This is a genomic window from Flavobacterium xylosi (genome assembly GCF_042787345.1).
Lineage (GTDB): Bacteria > Bacteroidota > Bacteroidia > Flavobacteriales > Flavobacteriaceae > Flavobacterium > Flavobacterium xylosi.
The window spans coordinates 138439-156323 of the sequence record NZ_JBHZPZ010000005.1 but is presented as its reverse complement, the minus strand read 5'-3'; the positions used below and the strand labels follow the sequence as shown (position 1 = coordinate 156323).

The 17885-nt window shown below is 35.5% G+C and carries 11 protein-coding genes; 4 read left to right on the top strand and 7 right to left on the bottom strand.

Translation table 11 applies throughout. The annotated features are described in order from the left end of the window. Positions 1-9: 9 nt before the first annotated feature. On the bottom strand, positions 10-1209 hold the full coding sequence (locus tag ACFX5E_RS05915) for an ABC transporter permease (RefSeq protein ID WP_379854260.1): 1200 nt from the start codon (positions 1207-1209) through the stop codon (positions 10-12). A 3-nt stretch (positions 1210-1212) separates the two neighbouring features. Continuing rightward, positions 1213-1605, bottom strand: coding sequence for a 30S ribosome-binding factor RbfA (gene rbfA / locus ACFX5E_RS05910; RefSeq protein WP_379854259.1), 393 nt, complete (start codon positions 1603-1605; stop codon positions 1213-1215). A gap of 234 nt (positions 1606-1839) precedes the next feature. On the opposite strand from rbfA, the gene ACFX5E_RS05905 reads away from it, so the two are divergent. The 4 genes from ACFX5E_RS05905 to ACFX5E_RS05890 all read left to right on the top strand — a co-directional run bounded on the left by ACFX5E_RS05905 (position 1840) and on the right by ACFX5E_RS05890 (position 11176). Continuing rightward, positions 1840-5502, top strand: coding sequence for a UvrD-helicase domain-containing protein (locus ACFX5E_RS05905; RefSeq protein ID WP_379854351.1), 3663 nt, complete (start codon positions 1840-1842; stop codon positions 5500-5502). A gap of 70 nt (positions 5503-5572) precedes the next feature. Continuing rightward, complete coding sequence (gene kbl / locus ACFX5E_RS05900) at positions 5573-6766, top strand: glycine C-acetyltransferase (RefSeq protein ID WP_379854258.1); 1194 nt, start codon at positions 5573-5575, stop codon at positions 6764-6766. 134 nt (positions 6767-6900) lie between these two features. Continuing rightward, positions 6901-8334, top strand: a complete 1434-nt coding sequence (locus tag ACFX5E_RS05895; protein ID WP_379854257.1) for an OmpA family protein — start codon at positions 6901-6903, stop codon at positions 8332-8334. Positions 8335-8398: 64 nt separating this feature from the next. Beyond that, on the top strand, positions 8399-11176 hold the full coding sequence (locus tag ACFX5E_RS05890) for a PD-(D/E)XK nuclease family protein (protein WP_379854256.1): 2778 nt from the start codon (positions 8399-8401) through the stop codon (positions 11174-11176). Here the strand turns inward: ACFX5E_RS05890 and ACFX5E_RS05885 are convergent. The 5 genes from ACFX5E_RS05885 to aceB form a co-directional block, all read right to left on the bottom strand. Then, entirely contained in the window at positions 11173-11955 is a 783-nt protein-coding gene (locus ACFX5E_RS05885; protein ID WP_379854254.1) for an alpha/beta fold hydrolase, read from the bottom strand. The two genes, ACFX5E_RS05890 and ACFX5E_RS05885, sit on opposite strands and share 4 nt — an antisense overlap. Positions 11956-12212: 257 nt before the next feature. Next, positions 12213-13013: a TIGR00266 family protein gene (locus tag ACFX5E_RS05880; RefSeq protein ID WP_379854253.1), complete on the bottom strand. Its 801-nt coding sequence runs from the start codon at positions 13011-13013 to the stop codon at positions 12213-12215. Between the two features lie 386 nt (positions 13014-13399). Further along, positions 13400-14692, bottom strand: a complete 1293-nt coding sequence (locus tag ACFX5E_RS05875) for an aminopeptidase P family protein (RefSeq protein WP_379854252.1) — start codon at positions 14690-14692, stop codon at positions 13400-13402. Between the two features lie 156 nt (positions 14693-14848). Continuing rightward, positions 14849-16129: an isocitrate lyase gene (aceA, locus tag ACFX5E_RS05870; RefSeq protein WP_379854251.1), complete on the bottom strand. Its 1281-nt coding sequence runs from the start codon at positions 16127-16129 to the stop codon at positions 14849-14851. A 62-nt stretch (positions 16130-16191) separates the two neighbouring features. Then, positions 16192-17793, bottom strand: a complete 1602-nt coding sequence (gene aceB / locus ACFX5E_RS05865) for a malate synthase A (RefSeq protein ID WP_379854250.1) — start codon at positions 17791-17793, stop codon at positions 16192-16194. Positions 17794-17885 lie beyond the last annotated feature (92 nt).

Here is a 17885-nt window from a genome sequence, read left to right as displayed (position 1 = left end):
TTAATAAAATTACTCCAACAACTTCTTACTCACGCGACTACTTGCAATTAAGGAAGCAATAAAGCCAAGTGTGACAATCGTTCCCATGACAATCAGTACATTTTCGAGAGAGAAAATCACTGGATAAGCCAGTGTAGGAGTAATCATAATAAGTTCAAATTGTTGTTGCAGTAACACAATTATAATTCCTAAAACCAAGCCGATAATTCCTCCAAAAATACTCAGTAAAGTACCTTGAAGCAAGAATATTTTTCTTAAATCCTTGATTTCAGTTCCCAAATTAAAAAGGGTTTTTAGGTTTCCTTTTTTATCTAAAATCATCATAATCAAAGCGCCAATCAAGTTGAAAAGTGCTACTACGATTACCAAAGTAAATATTAAATACACCGCAATATTCTCGGTATTCAACATTTTATATAAAGATTCGTTAAGCTGTGCCCTATTTTTGATGGTAATTTTATTGTTGAAAATGGTTTGAAGTTTGCTGATGATGGAACTTTCATCAGCACCAGGTTTAACTTTTATTTCAATTCCGGAAACCTGATTGGTTTTGTATTCCAATAGTTCCTGCGCTAAACCTAAATCAGCAAAAATATATTTCGAATCTAAATCTTCGCTAATGGCATAAATCCCAACCGGAATGATATCAGTTTTATTAAAAGCTTGTTCTTCATTTTCAATGTTGCCTTTACCAGCCTTTGGCACCATCACTTCCAATTGATTATTAAAATCAATTAAACCCATTGAAAATTTTTGGGCAACTCCATAACCAACCACCACTTGATATGTATCCGGTTTCAACCATTGGCCATTGAAAAGCTTTTTTTCGATAGCGTTAACTTTGCTGAAATTAGCATCAACACCTTTAAGATATGTAACTTCTTGTTTCCCGTCAAAAGTAAATAAGACCCGTTCCTCAATTATTTTGGTATACGAAGCAACACCGTCAATTTTCTTGATTTGGCTTTCCTGATCAGGAGAAATAAAGAATGATTTCCCTAAAGTGCTGTTTATTTTTAGATCGGGATCAATGTCATTCGTAAACGAAAGACTAAAAACTTTCAGTCCGCTAAAAACAGACAAAACTACAAATAACGCCATTGCACCAACAATAATTCCCATGCTGGCAATGCGATTGATAATATTGATAGCGTTGTTTTTACTGTTGCTAAGAATGTAGCGTTTGGCTATGTAAAGAGGGAAATTCAAATTTTACTGAAATCTACGTTTGTCCAAAAGATCTCTGTTTTCTATAGGATTATCTCTGTTCGCTAAGGCATTGTCAATTTTTTCAATGTAATCCAAAGAGTCATCAATAAAGAAAACCAAATTTGGGACTTTTCTTAATTGCAAACGAACACGTTGTGATAAATCATGTTTTATTGTTTTAGCATTGGACTTAACCGCCTCTAAAATCTCTTTTGCTTTGTCCTGAGGGAAAACGCTTAAATGCACTGTAGCTACTGATAAATCTGTAGTTACAGTAACCTTGGATACCGAAATGATTAAATTAGCCAATCCGTTTTTTCTCACTTCACCTTGCAGAATATCAACCAAATCTTTTTGGATAACCCCACCTATTTTTTTCTGTCTATTTGTTTCCATGCTGCAAAAATACTACTTTTAAGTTTTATCCCGAAGTTTCGGGACAATTTTTAAAAACAACCTAGGAATAGTTGTATTTTTAGGAGCTATTTCCTGCTGTTCACTATATCTTTCCTGCCGAACACCGGCAAGAAAGGATGCCGTTTCCATCAGGGCTAGGGGATTTGGGAAATTAGCACGCTAATTCTAAATCAGAAATCGTAATGAATAAACAACATCAATTTGGAACATAAAATAAATCCAGTTTCGGCTCCCTCTCCTTCGGGGAGGGTTGGGGAGGGGAGACCTTCCTTCTCCATTTATGACGCTTCGGCTGGTTCCGGAAAAACGTACGCTTTGGTCAAAGAATATTTAAAAATTATTCTTGTTGCCAAGAAAAATGATGCCTATCGTAACATTCTCGCCATTACGTTTACCAACAAAGCGGTGCACGAAATGAAAAGCAGAATTGTAGGCAGTTTATCCGAATTTGCTAAAGAAGAACCAAGCGGGAAAGCACAAGATTTAATGCAGGATTTGTCCATAGATACGGAACTTTCTATCATTGAAATCAAAACGAAATCAAAACAAATAATCAAGCATATTATTCATAATTATGCTGCTTTTGATATTTCTACGATTGACAAATTTACGCATAAAGTGATTCGGGCTTTTGCACACGATTTGGGTTTACCTATGACTTTTGAAGTCACTTTAGATACTGAAAATTTATTGATTGAAGCCGTTGATGCCATAATCGCGCAAGCTGGTGAAGATGAAACATTGACGAAATTGCTCATCGATTTTACGATGGAAAAAACTGACGATGATAAATCTTGGGATATTTCCCGTGAAATTCTCGATACCGGTCGTTTGGTTTTAAACGAAAATAACCGAAATGAAATCACGCATTTTCAAGACAAATCCATCGCTGAATTTGTTGAAATAAAGAAGAAACTAGCCGAAGCCTGCAAAGTTTTAGAAACAGAAACGGTAGTTTTTGCCGAAGAAGCATTATTGCTAATCGAAAAAAATGGAATTGATACTAAATCATTTTCTGCAGGGCATTTTCCAAAACATTTGTTGAGTATTCAAGAAGGGAAATTCAATCCAAAAAACAAAACCTATCATGAATTTGATGATATAAAAATCAATAAAACTGCCAAAGACCGCGCGATTATTGAAAACATAATCCCGGAATTATTGCAGATTTTGGACAGGATTTATAAAACTTTCGAAAGAAGAGATTTCTATAAAGCTTTTCTAAAAAATATTACACCATTATCATTGTTGAATACCGTTAGTAACGAATTAGCGAAAATTCAAAGCGAACAAAACGTGCTTTCTATTTCGGAATTTAATGCGATAATTCATAGGGAAATTCAAAACCAGCCGGCCCCTTTTATATACGAAAGATTGGGAGAGCGCTACCGTCATTTTTTTATTGACGAATTCCAGGATACGTCCGAAATGCAATGGCAGAATTTAATTCCGCTTATTGAGAACGCCACTTCCAGTGAAATTGATGGCGAAAAAGGAACTTTGATGATTGTAGGTGATCCAAAACAATCTATATACAGATGGCGTGGCGGAAAAGCGGAACAATTTATCGACTTGAGTAAAGACCAAAATCCATTCAATAATCCAGAGAAAGTGCTGGAACATTTAGATAAAAATTACAGGAGTTATTCTCAGGTAATTGAATTCAACAATGATTTCTTTCAATTGGTATCGAATGAATTCGAACATTTAGATTATAAAGACTTATACGAAAATCACAGTCACCAAAAGACAAATGATAAAACGGGTGGCTATGTAAATATTTCTTTTATCCCAAAAGTGGAAACTTCAGAAGATGAGGAAGAATCCTTGGATAAAACAGAATTATTTGTTTTAGCGACTTTAAATACAATTCAAAAAGTAATTCTGGAAGGTTTTGAATACAAAGATATTGTGATTCTGACCAGAAAACGAAGTCAGGGAATTGCCATCGCCAATTATTTGACAGAGCAAAAAATTCCGCTTTTGTCATCCGAAACTTTGATGATACAAAACGCTACTGAAGTCCGTTTGATTATTCATTTATTAAAATACCTAAAAAACAACGCCGATTTGGAAGCGAAGGCTTATTTCTTGCATTATGTTGGAGAGCATATTCAGGATAAAATGCCAGTTCATGATTTCATTGCTCAAGGAATGGAACATAAACAGGAAGTTGATTTCGAAAATTGGCTGATGAGTTTTGATATCTCACTTTCGTTCCAAAATATTAGAAAAAAATCGCTGTATGAGTCTGTCGAAACTATAATAAGTAAATTCCTCTCCCCAGCCCTCTCCAAAGGAGAGGGAGCCAAAACGGAAAACCGTGTGGGTAAATTAGGATATATGACGGGTGGAAATTATTCTCATCTTTTAATTGAAAAAGCGAAAGAGATGAGAAAAGAGCCAACACATGCAGAAAAAATATTATGGATGGAGCTTAAGTCTCAATCTTTAGAAAGTAAATTTAGACAGCAACATTTGATAGATGATTTTATTATTGATTTTGTTTGTTTGTCAAAAAAACTGGTTGTTGAAGTGGATGGTGATTATCATTTTACCGAAGAACAAATTCAATTAGACAAAAATAGAACAGAGACTTTAACTAAATTTGGATTTAAAGTAATTCGGTTTACCAATGAGGAAGTAATTGACAGTGTTTCAATTGTGTTAGAAAAAATAAAAGAAGAATTAATTCTGCAAGAAATTTTTCTAAAAAACGAATCTTCGGTTTCGTCTCCCTCCCCTTCGGGGAGGGTTGGGGAGGGGAATGCCTACGTCCAATATTTTCTGGATATTGTTTTGGAACGAGACATCCGTAACCAAGCAGGTATTTCGGACTTTCTTAATTTCTGGGACAAAAATGCGGAGAAATTTAGCATTCCTTCGCCAGAAGGGAATAATGCAGTTCGGATTATGACCATTCACAAATCGAAAGGTTTGGAATTTCCGGTGGTTATATTTCCTTTTGCGGAGGAAGATTACAATAGGAAACCTAAAGATAAACTATGGCTCAACGCCGAAGAGGAAACTATAGGTTTGCCTAAAGTTTTAATTGATAATAGTAGTGCAGTGGAAGGATTTGGCGAAGAAGCATCATTGGTTTATAACCAAAAAAAGCAAGAAGAATTATTGGATAATATCAATGTTTTGTATGTGGCATTAACTCGTGCCGAAGAACAATTATATGTCATTTCCAATATGAATTTGTCACGAAAAGGAGAAATTCCAAAAAATAACATGTGTGCTTTTTTCATAAATTATTTGATAAGCAAAGGCGAATTTGACGAAAGTAAATTGGAGTATGAATTTGGAAATTCAAACAAATTATCTGATAAAAAAAAGCATGTTGACACTTCTAAAACGATTCCTTTGGTGACAGAAATTCTCAACCCCAAAAACATAAAAATTGCACAACGCGAAGCTCTTATGTGGGGAACGCACCAGCAGGAAGCCATAGAGTATGGAAATTTGGTTCATGAAATTTTGTCTTTTGTGAAAACAAAAGCTGATGTTGATTTAGCGATTACAAAATCTATCGAGAGTGGATTAATCACTTTTGGACAAAAAGAAACGGTTTATAATAGTATTCAGGAAATTGTTAATCATAGTGAACTTTCAATTTATTTTTCCGAGGAAAATGAAATTTTAAACGAACAAACCATAATCCAAAAGCAAGGGAAAACCATTAAGCCTGACCGAATGGCGATAAACAAAAATAAAGAGGTGTTTTTGTTGGATTATAAAACAGGAACTCACAATTCAAAATACCAATTACAATTGGAAAATTATCAACAGGCAATTGAATTAATGGGGTATAAAGTGGTAAAAAAAGCACTTGTGTATATAGGTTCAGCAATCGATGTAGTACATTTGTAATCTAAATTATAAACTTTGAGCTTTTATGCCTTTAGGTTAAGAGCTTTAAATCTTAAACTGTAACAATATCATGTACGGAAAAATACAACAACACCTGCAGTCAGAACTTCAAACGATTGTAGATAACGGAATTTTTAAAACTGAAAGAATTATTACTTCTCCGCAAGGAGCTGAAATCACGATTTCTACTGGAGAGACAGTTTTAAATTTTTGTTCCAACAATTATCTGGGTTTGTCATCACATCCTGAGGTTATTCAGGCGGCGAAAGATGCTTTGGATACGCATGGTTTCGGAATGTCATCCGTGCGTTTTATTTGTGGAACTCAGGATATTCACAAGACATTGGAAAAAAAGATATCTGAATTTTACGGAACCGAAGACACAATTCTTTATGCTGCAGCTTTTGATGCTAACGGGGGTGTTTTTGAGCCTTTATTAGGAGACCAAGACTGCATTATTTCTGATAGTTTAAATCATGCTTCTATTATCGATGGGGTTCGTTTATGTAAAGCGGCACGCTATCGCTATGAAAACAGCAATATGGAAGATTTGGAACAACAGCTGGTTAAAGCTATAGAGGCTGGAACTCGTTTCAAATTAATTGTTACAGACGGTGTTTTCTCTATGGACGGAGTAGTAGCGCCATTAGATAAGATTTGCGATTTAGCTGATAAGTATGATGCCATGGTTATGGTTGACGAATGCCATGCAGCTGGATTTATAGGAGCAACTGGAAAAGGGACACTAGAAGCGAAAGGAGTAATGGGACGTGTGGATATTATTACCGGTACATTAGGAAAAGCGCTTGGTGGAGCTATGGGCGGTTACACAACAGCCAAAAAAGAAATCATTGAAATATTACGTCAACGATCTAGACCTTATTTGTTCTCGAATTCTTTGGCGCCAGCAATTGTTGGAGCTTCCATAAAAGTTTTTGAAATATTAGAGAGAGATACTGTATTACGTGATAAATTAGAATGGAATACGAATTATTTCAAGGAAGGAATGAAAAAAGCAGGTTTTGATGTCATTGATGGCGATTCAGCTATCGTTCCAGTGATGTTATATGATGCTAAATTATCTCAGAATATGGCAAATGAGCTATTAAAAAAGGGAATTTACGTAATTGGCTTCTTTTTTCCGGTAGTTCCAAAGGATAAAGCGAGAATTAGAGTTCAACTATCAGCGGCTCATACTACGGCTCATTTAGATAAAGCAATAACCGCCTTTATTGAAGTGGGTACGATGCTAAAAGTTATATAATTTTGACCTGAAGTTATATAATTTCCACTTTTGCTCGCATTTGTAGGTTTTTTTTAACATTTCATTTTGTATTTATAAAATTACGCACTACTTTTGTTTGTAATTAACTAAATTTTTAATTAAAAAAAATAAGTATGAAACATCTTAACAAACTTTTATTTGCTGTGATGATGGTGATGGGATTAAGTTCTCACGCACAAGACAGTAACAACCCATGGGCAATCTCTTTTGGAGTTAATGCTGTTGACACCAGAACGAGTGCTGGTGGTGGAAAAAATTGGGCAGATCGTCATTTTTCTCAACCATTCGCTGCAAAAGACAATTGGAACATTCTTCCTTCAGTATCTTATCTTAGTGTGTCTAAATTCGTAGGAGATAATTTCTCTTTTGGTCTTTCTGGTTCTGTAAACAAAATTGATAAATATGTGAGATTTGCACCAACTGCAGTTGGTCATGATTCTCGTGGGTACGTTGTATCTAAAGTAGGAGACTTAATGTATTATGGTATTGATGCAACTATCAGATACAGCATGATGAACTTGATCAATTCCAAAGTGATTGATCCGTCTTTATCTGTTGGTGGAGGTTATACATTTTTTGGTGATAGCAGTTACGGAACTTTAAATCCAGGTGCTGGATTAACTTTTTGGTTTACTGAAAATGTTGGTTTAGAACTTGCTACAAAATATAAAAAATCTTTTGGTGATAGAGAAGATGCAGCTGGTGTTCCAGATGCTCCATCACATTTTCAACATTCAGCTGGTCTTATTTTCAAATTTGGTGGTAAAGATACAGATGGTGATGGAATTTATGACAAAGACGATGCTTGTCCTGAAGTTGCTGGTTTAAAACAATTTAACGGATGTCCTGACACTGATGGAGATGGTATTCAAGATAGCGAAGATGCTTGTCCAGAAGTTGCTGGTTTAGCTGCATTGAAAGGTTGTCCTGATACTGATGGAGATGGTATAGCTGATAAAGATGATGCTTGTCCAGAAGTTGCTGGTTTAGCTGCATTGAATGGTTGTCCAGATGCTGATGGAGATGGTGTTGCAGACAAAGATGACAAATGTCCTACAGTTGCAGGTCCTAAAGAAAACGCAGGTTGTCCTTGGCCAGATACTGACGGAGATGGTGTTTTAGACAAAGATGACAAATGTATCGATGTAAAAGGTACTGTTGCTAATCAAGGTTGTCCTGAAGTTTCTGAAGAAGTTATGATGAAATTAAATGAGTACAGTAGAACAATCTTGTTTGATTCTGGAAAATCTACTTTCAAAAAACAAACTTTCCCAACTTTACAATCAATTACTGCAATCTTAAAAGAATATCCTTATTCAAGATTCTTGATTGAAGGTCATACTGATAGCGATGGTTCTAATGAAATGAACCAAACATTATCTGAAAATAGAGCTCACGCAGTTGAAAATTATTTAATTGAAAACGGAATCGCTGCTGACAGATTAAAACATTCAGGTTTTGGTGAAACTAAACCAATTGCAACTAATAAAACTGCAAAAGGTAAAGCAATGAACAGAAGAACTGAAATTTCTTTAATCAAAGAATAAATTTTTCTAAAATATTTATGCAAAACGCCTCGATTTATCGGGGCGTTTTTTTTATTTTTATAAAATGACAAATACCTCTTTTTTAGATAAAATTGCTGCCGTTTTAATTGAAAATTATTCAAATGAGTTATCCAATGTAATAGTTGTTTTGCCAAACAAACGAGCCAAAATATTTTTGATAGAAGCTTTAAAGAATAAAGTATCAACGAATATCCTTTCGCCTGAAATTATTAGTATTGAAGATTTTATTCAGGATATTTCTAATATACGTTCCATAGATCCAATCGAATTATTATTTGAATTTTATGAAGTTTATTTGTCTATTACTGAAAAATCAAACCAACAGTCATTTGAACTTTTTGCTAATTGGGCAAAAACATTGTTGCAGGATTTTAATGAAATTGATCGGTATTTATTAGATCCTTCTTATGTTTTGTCTTATCTGAAAGACATTGAAGACATAAAAAAATGGGGAATTGAAGTTGAAAATAAAACTGCATTACTGGAGAAATATATTGATTTTTGGAAATTATTGCCCAATTATTACAATTCACTTTATATACATTTATTAAATAAAAGAATTGGGTATCAAGGTTTAATTTATCGCGAGGCAGTAAATAATTTAAGTCATTTTTCTAATTCAATTGCGGATAAACAATATATTTTTGCTGGCTTCAATGCGCTGAATGCCGCTGAAGAGAAAATTATACAACATTTAATCGCTTCTGACTGCGCCAAGATATATTGGGATGTAGATCAAACCTTTCTCAATGATCCATATCACGATGCAGGATTGTTTGTAAGGCGTTTCAAAGAAAGTTGGAAACATTATAAATCCAATCCTTTCGAATGGATTGTAGATGATTTTGCGCAAACAAAAAACATTCATGTTATAGGCACGCCAAAATCTATTGGTCAAGCTAAAATTACCGGAAGTATAATAGAAAATATTATCAATGAATCCCGAAGCCTCGGGACTGATGCTTCATTAGATAAAGTAGCGGTTGTTCTGGGAGAGGAAAATTTATTGGTTCCGCTTTTGTATTCTTTGCCATCAAGTGTCGGAGCATTGAACATAACTATGGGCTATTCGAGTAAAAATAATCCAGCTCAGATTTTGATAGCCAAATTGTTCAAAATGCATACGAATGCATTGTCCAGAAATGCCAAAGATTATGTTTTGTATTATAAAGATGTACTCGACATTTTAACGCATCCTTTAGTGGAGCCTCACGCGAAGACCAGTGCATTAGTCAACACAATTAATAAAAATAATTACACTTTTATAACTCATAAAAAGCTCCTTGAACTTCATTCAGATGCAAGTGATTTATTTTTATTATTATTTAAAAGATGGGAAAATGGTTCGATTGCGGTTTTAGAATCTATTTCTAAGTTGCTGCAAGTAATTAAAAATAACCTAAGTAATGATAATGAGGAGGAGAAAATAACCAAAGCTTTTGTCTTTGCTATTTTTAAAATAATTAACAAACTGATTAATTATTACTCTCAACACAAACACATCGATAAAATAGAAACGCTTTACGCCATTTACAAACAAGTAATTGATTTAGCTGCCGTTTCTTTTGAAGGAGAACCGTTGAATGGTTTGCAAATTATGGGTGTATTGGAAAGTCGTGTATTGGATTTTGACACTGTAATCGTTACTTCAATGAATGAAGGTAAATTTCCTGCAGGGAAATCCCAGAATTCGTTTATTCCGTATGATGTGAAGCGCGAACTGGGTTTGCCCACTTTCAAAGAGAAAGATGCCATTTATACGTATCATTTTTATCACTTGTTGCAAAGGGCCAAAACCATTTATTTGCTTTATAACACCGAAAGTGAAGGATTGGATGCAGGTGAAAAAAGTCGATTTATCACCCAACTGGAAGTCGAAAAGCAAAAGAATCATACACTTACGCACGAGATTTACAATGCTGTTTTGCCTGAAACAGCTTATCAACCAATGGTAATTCCAAAGTCGGAAAGTGTGATGTTGCGATTGAAGGAAATTGCAGAAAAAGGATTTTCTCCTTCGGCATTGACGAGTTATATCAGGAATCCGATTCAGTTTTATTTCCAAAAGATTTTGCGCATCAGTGAAGTCGAAGAAGTGGAGGAGAATATTGCTTTGAATACGCTGGGAACCATTATACATGAAACTTTGAAAGTTTTGTACGAACCATTCATTGGTAGATTTATTTCAGAAAGTGGTATTTTAAACTGTTTCAAGCAAATTGATGCTGAAGTCTTGAAACAATTCAAGTTGGTTTACAAAGAAGGTGAAATAAAAAAAGGACGCAATCTTTTGGCTTTTGAAGTTGCCAAGCGCAATGTTTCAAATTTCCTAAAAGTGGAGCTGGAAAGTATTAAAAATGGCGATGCTATTAAAATCTTGGCTTTAGAAAAAACTTTCGAGAGATCATTAAATCACCCTAGCTTGCCTTTTCCGGTATTGATAAAAGGAAATGTAGACAGAATCGAAGAACGCAACGGAACGATTCGAATCATTGATTATAAAACGGGAAAAGTAGAAAAAGCAAGCGTCACTTTAAAATCCTGGAAAGGATTAACCGAAGATATTAAAAATGACAAAATCATTCAGGTTTTGGCCTATGCTTATATGTATGAGCAGGAGGCGAAAGGGAAACCAATAGAAGCGGGGATTATTTCCTTTAAGAATTTAAAAGGCGGATTTCTACCTTTTGCTTTTAAAGAAGAAAAAGAAATGAATTCAATTATCAACGAGGAAGTTTTATCCAATTATTTGGAACAAATAGTCGTTTTGTTGAATGAGATTTTAGATGTAACTATTCCTTTTGAAGAGAAAATAATTTAAATGCTTTTAAAAAATAATAAAAACGTTTTTAATAATTGGTCTTGGTTCTCAATGTGGCTCATGTGTCCATCGGGAAAAGTAACGAGTTTCACTTCGGTGTTTTCTATTTGTTCTTTGGTTTCTACGTAATTTAAAACAGGATCTTTTTCTCCTAAAATTAACAGTTTAGGATAGGGCGTAAGGTGCAATAAAACTTCTCGGTCTTTTCTGATTTTCATTCCTTCTAATGAAGCTACAATTCCTTGAAGTGGTGTTTTTAAAGCTTTGATTTTTACACTTTCTATTTCTGATGAAAGTCTTTCCCTGTTATTTTCGCTAAATAAGTTAGCGATTGAAAGTGACACAAAATTTATAAAAGATTTCTTCACCGCTTTAATAGCGCGATCGCGATTTATTTTTCGTTCTTCGCTATCGGCTTTTGCCGTTGAATTCAATAAAACCAATCCTTTTACCTTTTCAGGATACAATTCTGCGAAAGCCAAAGCGACGTAACCTCCCATAGAATGACCAACAAAAATGGCCTTACGAATTCGCAATGCGGATAAAACTTCGTGAACAGCATCGGCATTTTCCTCCATCGTTTGCACATATCCTAAACATTCTGTTTCGCCATGACCTAATAAATCGATAGTAATCACCCGATTTTTTTTGGCCAACTCCGGAATGTAAAATTCCCACATCGTTTTGTTTTCCAGAAAACCATGTAGCAAAACAATAGCGGTGCCTTTCCCGGTATCGGAGTAGGAAATGTTGGTGTTTTTAAAGAGAATTTGTTTCACTTTTTTAGTTTTGTTTTGAGCGACTGCAAAATTAGGACTTTAATTTTTTTTAAACAGATAAGTCATATAAGTTTTTAGAATTGTTGTGGCGAATTAGACTAAAAAACACGAATAAAAATTGAAAAAATATTTTAACAGAATTATTAAACAAAAAGTGTTTTTCAACTATGTTAGTCATTTAAACACTACTTCTATTTGCTTAAATGACTCATATGGTTAAAAAAACGGTTCCCATTTTTGAAAGCCGCTTATAAAATTTAGAATCGTCTTTCGCCATCAAGAAGACTTCCTAATCCTCCTAATAAACTGCCCTCGTCACGATTGCTTCCTCCTGATTTTGGAGCAGAAGCTATGATTCGATCAGCTAGTCGGCTGAAAGGCAAGGATTGTACGTAAACCGTTCCCGGACCTCGAAGCGTTGCGTAAAATAAACCTTCGCCACCAAAAATGGAATTCTTTATGCCGCCAATAAACTCAATGTCGTAATCAACGTCTTTTGTAAAACCAACGATACAACCTGTATCTACTTTTAGAATTTCGCCTGCGGCTAATTCTTTTTTGGCCAATGTTCCTCCGGTATGTACAAACGCCATTCCGTCTCCTTCGATTTTTTGCATGATGAAACCTTCTCCGCCAAAAAGTCCGCGTCCCAGTTTTTTAGAGAATTCAATTCCAATAGAAACGCCTTTGGCTGCACAAAGAAAGGAATCTTTTTGGCAAATGAATTTACCACCAAATTGGGTCAAGTCTATCGGAATTATTTTTCCCGGATAGGGAGCTGCAAATGAAACTTTGCTTTTGGTGTTATTTTGGTTGATGAACGCTGTCATAAAAAGACTTTCGCCTGTAAGAACTCTTTTTCCGGCATTCAACAGTTTGCCAAATAATCCGGATTGTTGTTCTGATCCATCTCCAAAAATGGTTTCCATTTGGATGTTGTTGTCCATCATCATAAAACTTCCGGTTTCGGCAATTACGATTTCCTGTGGATCCAATTCTATTTCTACATATTGCATTTCCTCGCCATATATGTGGTAATCTATTTCGTGTGCTTGCATGTTTTCTATATTTTAAGTTTTTAGTTAATCTTTTTTAAACAATTAAGAAATTAAGTTTCATTAAGATTTAGGCTGAAATTTTCTTAATGATTCAAATTATATAAAAAATTTGTTTTGCGTACAATGAATTTTTAAATATGTCGGAAGGATGATTATAAAGTTACAGCTTTAAGATGAATTTTGGAATTGATGTTTTGAGTTATCGATTTTCTCGTTGAAGCGCGCAAGGGATAATAGCGGAAAGCCCGCAGTCTCGTCTTTTTGGACGAGACGAGGACTTCTAGCGGATAGCCCGACGCAGCCGGAGTTTACGGAGGCTGGGTTGCGCCCAAAAAAAATCGGTTCACATTGCTGTAAACCGATTTGTTATTTGTAAACTGAAAATTTTAGGCGTTCATCAAGGACTCGATTTCGTCTACTTCAATTGGGATGTTGCGCATCATGTTGAATGGTTCGCCGCTTTCCTGAACAATTATATTATCCTCTAATCGAATTCCGAAACCTTCGGCTGGAATATAGATTCCCGGTTCTACTGTGAAAACCATATTAGCTTGCATAGGTTCCGTTAGAATTCCGTAATCATGCGTGTCCAATCCCATGTGGTGGGAGGTTCCGTGCATGAAATATTTTTTATAGGCTGGCCAGTCTGGGTTTTCGTTTTGCACATCGGCTTTGTCAATAAGACCCAAACCTAACAACTCAGAAGTCATGATTTTCCCGACTTCGATATGGTATTGTTTCCAAAGTGTTCCCGGAGCAAGCATTTTGGTAGCTTCCTTTTTTACACGCAAAACAGCATTGTAAACGTCTTTTTGTCTGCCTGTAAATTTCCCTGAAACAGGAATGGTTCTTGACATATCGCTGGAATAATTAGCATATTCGGCAGCAACGTCTAGTAAAATCAAATCACCAGCGTGACATTGTTGGTTGTTTTCGATGTAATGCAACACATTAGCATTGTTTCCCGAAGCGATAATAGGTGTGTAAGCAAAACCTTTGGAACGATTGCGAATGAATTCGTGAATCAGTTCGGCTTCAATTTCATATTCGGTTACGTTGGGTTTGACGAAAGGCAATAATCGTCTAAAACCAAGTTCGGTAATATCACATGCTTTTTGGATTAAATCCAATTCTTCGCTTTCCTTTACAGAACGAAGGCGTTGTAATATAGGATTACTTTTTGCGACTGCGTGTGCCGGATATTTCTCTTTCCACCATTTTACAAAACGGGCTTCGCGGGTTTCGGTTTCTACTGTAGCGCGGTAATGCTCATTCGTATTGATGTAAATTGTATCAGAATGTGTCATCATTTCGAATAAAACTTTTTCGAAATCCTGTAACCAATAAACCGTTCTGATTCCGGAAACTTCCAGAGCGCGCTCTTTAGTCAGTTTTTCACCTTCCCAAATTGCAATGTGTTCGCTGGTTTCTTTCAGGAATAACATCTCTCTTTGGTTTTCGTAAGGCGCATCGGGGAAAAGCAATAAAATACTTTCTTCTTGATCTACTCCGCTTAAATAAAAAATATCTCGGTGTTGCGCAAAAGGCAAAGTGCTGTCCGCAGAAACGGGGTAAATATCGTTGGAATTAAATACTGCTACACTTTTTGGCTTCATTTGAGCCATGAATTTAGCACGATTTTTTATAAATAAGTCGCGGTCAATTTGATGGTATTTCATAACAATTGTGTTTAAACTTTTAATTACTCAAAAATAGTAAGTTTAAATCATTTTAGTTACGAATTTGGCAAAATTATATAAAAAAACACAAAACGTAATAGTCTGAAATTTGTTTTTCAGACCAAATACATTTTGTGTTCTTAACTGCTTTTTTTATTAAAACTGTGATACTTCAGTAGAATCTTTCATGGCCGTGGTTGAAGATTTTCCTGTAGTAACCGTATTTTGTACGGCATCGAAATAAGATGTTCCTACGAAACCTTGATGTTTTACGGCTTTGAAACCATGTTTTTGCAAAGCAAATTCTCTTTCCTGTAATTCAGAATAACCGGCCATTCCTCTTTCTTTGTACGCTTTTGATAATTCGAACATACTGGTATTTAAGGCATGAAATCCAGCTAATGTGATGAATTGAAATTTGTATCCCATTGCAGCAAGGTCTTCTCTGAACGTTTCCATTTCGGCAACAGATAATTTTGCAGCCCAATTGAATGAAGGCGAGCAGTTGTAGGCTAACATTTTGCCTGGAAATTCTTTGTGAATGGCATCTGCAAATTGTTTAGCATAAGCCAAATCAGGATTGCTGGTTTCCATCCAAATCAAATCAGCATAAGGCGCATAGCTCAATCCTCTGTCAATTCCTTGCTCAACTCCGCAATTTACATAGAAAAATCCTTCTCCTGTTTTCTCACCTGTAATGAATTTGGCATCTCTAGGATCGATGTCGCTTGTCAATAAATTGGCAGCATCAGCATCGGTACGAGCCACGATTAAAGTTGGAGTTCCCATAACGTCAGCCGCTAATCTTGCTGCGATCAGTTTGTTGATTGCTTCTTGTGTTGGTACTAAAACTTTCCCGCCTAGGTGACCGCATTTTTTAGCTGAACTCAATTGATCTTCGAAGTGAACTCCTGCTGCGCCTGCTTCAATCATCGCTTTCATTAATTCAAAAGCATTTAGATTACCTCCAAAACCGGCTTCGGCATCAGCAACTATAGGAACTAAATATTGTTTTTTGTCAGTTGTACCGTTAACAACTTGTATTTGATCGGCACGTAAAAGTGCGTTGTTGATTCGTTTTACAACTAGAGGAACACTGTTGGCAGGGTATAAAGATTGGTCTGGGTACATTTCGCCGGCAACATTTGCATCAGCGGCAACTTGCCATCCGCTTAAGTAGATCGCATCTAGACCTGCTTCAACTTCTTGAATTGCCTGATTGCCCGTTAATGCACCAAGTCCAGCTACAAAATCTTGAGAATTAAGTTTGTTCCATAGGTTGTTAGCTCCAATTTTTGCGACGCTGTGTTCTATGATGTAAGACCCTTGTAATTTGATAACTTCCTCAGCAGTATAAGGGCGTTCGACACCTTTCCATCGTGGATTAGTGATCCAGTCTGCAACTAATTCTTGAATTCTTGTTTCTGTTGTTTTCATTTTATGCGTTTTTATGGTTGTTTGTTAATAGTTTTTTTATTGATATTGATTTTAGTGGAATTTTAAATGTATTTGTATCCTAGGATTGTCAAAAATTCGATGAAATTATCGTTTACCACTAAGATGTCTAATAGTTGTTCTGCCAATCTGTATTTTTGTTTTTCATGATTTTCATCTCCAACCATTTTTCTGATTTTTTCGAATTCCTCCATTGCCATTCGGTGGTAGTATTTTTCATTTAATACTTTTTGATTGTCTAATACCACTTCGTTTTTAAGCCACTGCCACAATTGTGACCTTGATATTTCGGCAGTTGCAGCGTCTTCCATCAAATGGTGTAATGCTGCGGCACCTTGTCCGTTTAGCCAGGATGCGATATACAAAACAGAAATGCTGATATTTTTTCGAACTCCTTCTTCCGTGATTGTTCCTTTTGGAATTTCTAATAAATCTTTTTCGGTAACGTGTACGTCTTCTCTTTTTACATTAATTTGGTTTTCTGTTGGCATGTGTTTGTCGAAAATGGTCATGGCTAATGAAACCAAATCCGGATGCGCAACCCAAGTGCCGTCATGTCCGTTTTGTACCTCACGTTCTTTGTCGGCGATTACTTTATTGAAAGCAATTGTATTCGCTTCATCATCGTTTTTTATTGGAATTTGAGCTGCCATTCCACCTATTGCATGAATATTACGTTTGTGGCATCTTTGAATAACTAACTGTGAGTAAGCACTCATAAATGGAGAAGTCATTGTTACCTGGTCTCTGTTTGGAACAATAAAAGCCGGATTATTTCTTAATTTTTTGATGTATGAAAAAATGTAATCCCATCTCCCGCAATTAAGACCCACGATGTGATCCTTTAGTTCAAAAATGATTTCGTCCAATTGAAAACTGGCAGTTATGGTTTCAATTAAAACAGTTGCTTTGAATGTTCCGTTTGGCACTCCCAAATATTCCTGTGTAAATTCGAAAACCTCGTTCCACCATCTTGCTTCTAAATAGTGTTCCAATTTTGGAATATAAAAATAGGGAGCGGTTCCATCTTCGGTAAGTTGTTTGTAATTATGGAAAGCATACAGTCCAAAATCAATAAGTGATCCTGAGGCTTGTTGACCATCAATCAAAATATTTTTCTCCGGCAAATGCAAGCCTCTTGGGCGAACTATTAATACTGCCGTTTTTTCATTTAGACTGTATTTTTTATTTTTTTTGGTGTCTTCTAAAGTGATGGTTCTATTTACGGCATCTTTCAAGTTTTGTTGTCCACTCATCAAATTACTCCAGGTTGGTGAAGTGCTGTCTTCGAAATCGGCCATGAAAGTTTTTGCTCCCGAATTAAGTGCATTAATGACCATTTTTCTGTCAACAGGACCGGTTATTTCGACTCTTCTGTCTAATAAGTCTTTTGGAGTTTTTCCGGCTTCCCAATTGTTTTCTCTGACGCTTTTTGTTTCGGCAGGAAAACTTGGTAATGCTCCTTGGTCAAATAAGACCTGTTGATTTTTTCGGTCTTCTAATAACGAAAGTCTTTTGTTATTAAATTTCTGATGCAAGTCTGTTAAAAAATCAATCGCCTCATCCGTCAATATTTCTGGATAATGGTGATTCGTTTCAGTTGATAACTGAAGTAATTTTTCGGTTGTTTCGTTTTGTTGTATCATGGCTAATTCGTTTTACATTACAATGGTACAAAAAGTTTTTTACAAAACAAGCGAACGTACGCTAAAAATGCAAAAAATATTTTTTTGGTGTT